The following is a 2,934-nucleotide window of genomic DNA, read 5'->3' as shown; positions in this document are numbered from 1 at the left end:
AWTTTAAAAAATATAAAGCAAAATCATAATCTTACACAAAATTAGTTTTCAAATTGTCATATTGATGATTTTTTTTATTTCATCAAGAGTTTTCGACAAAATTAAAGTATCTTTCCCCTATATAAACAACTTGTATTTGCTATAATAAAGTTAAGAGAGAGTTATGATTTTTCACTTTACTAACACAATAATTTTTAAAAATAATGCTAAATTCAAAAGGAAAGGAAAGTTAATAATGAAAAGAATATTAATTATTTTAATGTATAAACAACACACGAGGAGTTCAAGTTGCAGGTTGTTACTAGGGCGTCAATTTTGATTAAAAAATGGGGTAATTTTTAGAATGCTATGTTTTCCACCAGTTATGACTGGTTGTTGAGATCAATAAGATTTTGATGATTATTAATAAAAATAACTTTAAAATAGTTTATTATCGCGTCTAATTACAACAATATTAATAATTTTATTTTTTTCACTTTTAATTCATTATAGTTGAAAGATTAATTGGCATTGATTTATTATTAACATTTTAATATTAATAAGTATCAGTGTAATTATTAATGTTATCGATTGATATTTAAAACTATATATAATTAAAAATGATAAACAAAAATTTTTATTTGTAAACTGTAAAACGAAACGCGCCAAAACAACTCTTATTAAAGGGTTGTTTTTTTATTTGTAAACCCATAATTATTAATTAATTCAGAGAAAGGACAGCATCTTAAATTCTTAAAATAGAAACTTTTTACACAACTTTTTGATACCCTCTTTAAGTTGTTTACACATTTATAAATATCTTAGAAATCTTTACAAAGTGTACCTGTTTTTTCTCCTAATTTAAGGTGTTGTCTTTTCTCTGTTTCAGTTAATTAATTTGGCTAATAAATAAAAAAATAATACCAAAGAAAGGAATGAGTAATGAAAATTAATAAGCAACAAAGAATATGTGATATTAATGATTGTTATAAAGCAATATCATTCATTACTGAAGAATTTGTATCAAATAAAGTTTTATGAACTTGTGAAAAACATAAAGATTTATTGAATAAAGTAAAAGATAAAACAAAAAAGCAATTTTATCAAAAATTAGAAAATTCAAAAATTATCTTTGATTATGAAACTGGTTTGTTAAAACTTAAATTTTATAAAACTTAATGCAGTGTGGGACGGTTATTTTAAATAACTAAGTGATTTTCCATAAGAACATGAGTTTAAGCTCATTCCCACAGCCGGCCGAGGCAAGTACTGAAATAGTGTATGAGGAAAAATGTAAATCGGCGTTGGTTGTAAAAACAACTAAGCGATAGTCGTGATAAGTGCAAGGTCAACATCGAACGACAATAAATATTGAGATGGTCACTTTATAAATAAATTTGCGATAGATATTACTTCTTAGAAGTGGCGGTGGTTTAATAAACCACAAAGCCAGCATTAGGCTCTTCAAAATGCGAGTGAATTTATTTTAAAAACTGAACGTTTTGACCTGAAATGGTGCGGGTGAAGAGAGAGAAAACTCTCTGGCTCCAAAAAGAAAAAACAACTGTCTATTATTAAACAAACAACATACCGCCACCGCTCACCTTCAAAGTGAAGCGGATGGCGTAGTAAATAAATAGATAAATACTTAATTATATAACTAATTCTCGCTTTGGCACTTTCACTTGGAAGTGAGTGCCAGCGAGTTAAAACTAGGAGGATAAATAATGACATATAAATTAAAAGATTGAATTGATATTTATAATAAAAATTTAAATATTGAAGTTTGAAGTTGTCAAAGTATTATTTTTAAAGGAAGAATAAAAGATTTTAAAAATTATGAAATTTTTAAAGACTGTAAAATTATTGAACAATCAGTAAATAAGGATTTTCATTATTTTTACATAAATATATCAAATTTGGTAAAGCAATAATTTAGRTTATTTAACTATTGAGGAGGTATATATGAAAAAGTTAAATAAAATTTGTCTTAAACAAAAATATTGAGATTATTGTTCAAAATGCAAACAAGAAAATAAATTACAAGAATTAATGCGTAAAAGTTATTCAGTTTCATTTGAAGATGTCAGCGATGAACATTGAGCATTAGGTTTACGTAAAAAGAATTAGGAGGAATAAATTATGAATAAAAGATATTTATTAATAATGAAAAGTAAATATGGTGATTTAAAAACTTTATTATTTTATACATTAGAAGAAGCAAAAATTACTGGTAATGTTGAAAATAAACAAGGATGAGAAACAACAATTATTGATTTAGAAGATAACAATATTAAATGACAAGGATGTGAATAATATGTGAAAAGATGAAAATGGTTATGTTTATACAGAAGAAGATTTATTTAATTTAGCATTAGAAGAATGTCATTCAGAAGACAGTGCTTATGACTATATTGATAATTTAATTAATGAAATGGAATTAGAGGAAATTTAATTATGTCAGATTTAAAGTTAAATAATGAAGTTAAAAATATTACTTATCCATTTTATTTAAAAGGAAATGATTTTAAAGAATTAAGTTTAAAAGCATTAACAATTAAAAAATGAATTGATGAAAATGGACAAGAATTATCAGAATTTATATATCGACAACAAGCTTGATTAATGAGTGGAGGATATAAATCACAATCACTAAAAGATTTAAAATTAGTAGTTTCAAAAATTGATTATGTTTTTAGAGAACCATTAGAATTAATAAAAAATTTTAAAGATGAATTAAATTTTATTAGAAAAGATATTTTGAATTTAGAAAATAATATTAAGAATAATCATGATTTTTTAAAAAATAGTGTTATTAATATTCAATTTCAAAAACAAAATGAAATTGTTGAAACTCATAAAAAAGAACAATTTTTAGAAATTAAAAGTGTAGCAAAACAAGAACAAGAATTAAAAGTTATTACTAGTAATTTTCGTAAAGAAAAATTATTAATT

General features: G+C 23.7%; 7 protein-coding genes. All 7 read left to right on the top strand.

Going from position 1 to position 2,934, the window contains the following annotated elements; translation table 4 throughout:
• The first annotated feature begins 235 nt into the window (after positions 1 to 235).
• The gene (locus EHV01_RS04430) at positions 236 to 388 is read left to right on the top strand and encodes a hypothetical protein (RefSeq protein WP_422066382.1); all 153 of its coding nucleotides are present in this window, start codon (positions 236 to 238) and stop codon (positions 386 to 388) included.
• A 533-nt stretch (positions 389 to 921) separates the two neighbouring features.
• Positions 922 to 1,158: a hypothetical protein gene (locus EHV01_RS04425; protein WP_422066381.1), complete on the top strand. Its 237-nt coding sequence runs from the start codon at positions 922 to 924 to the stop codon at positions 1,156 to 1,158.
• A 548-nt stretch (positions 1,159 to 1,706) separates the two neighbouring features.
• The gene (locus tag EHV01_RS04420; RefSeq protein ID WP_422066380.1) at positions 1,707 to 1,913 is read left to right on the top strand and encodes a hypothetical protein; all 207 of its coding nucleotides are present in this window, start codon (positions 1,707 to 1,709) and stop codon (positions 1,911 to 1,913) included.
• A 31-nt stretch (positions 1,914 to 1,944) separates the two neighbouring features.
• Positions 1,945 to 2,109, top strand: a complete 165-nt coding sequence (locus tag EHV01_RS04415) for a hypothetical protein (RefSeq protein ID WP_422066379.1) — start codon at positions 1,945 to 1,947, stop codon at positions 2,107 to 2,109.
• Positions 2,110 to 2,121: 12 nt separating this feature from the next.
• Positions 2,122 to 2,295, top strand: coding sequence for a hypothetical protein (locus EHV01_RS04410; protein WP_422066378.1), 174 nt, complete (start codon positions 2,122 to 2,124; stop codon positions 2,293 to 2,295).
• Between the two features lies 1 nt (position 2,296).
• Entirely contained in the window at positions 2,297 to 2,434 is a 138-nt protein-coding gene (locus EHV01_RS04405) for a hypothetical protein (protein ID WP_422066377.1), read from the top strand.
• A 2-nt stretch (positions 2,435 to 2,436) separates the two neighbouring features.
• The coding region (locus tag EHV01_RS04400; RefSeq protein ID WP_422066376.1) for a hypothetical protein at positions 2,437 to 2,934 on the top strand (498 nt) is incomplete at its 3' end.

It is taken from the genome of Spiroplasma sp. hy2, from assembly GCF_044714365.1.
GTDB classification, from domain to species: Bacteria; Bacillota_I; Bacilli_A; order Mycoplasmatales; family Mycoplasmataceae; genus Spiroplasma; species Spiroplasma phoeniceum.
Note: the sequence above shows the minus strand (reverse complement) of the source record. Positions and strands in the feature narration are given on the sequence as shown.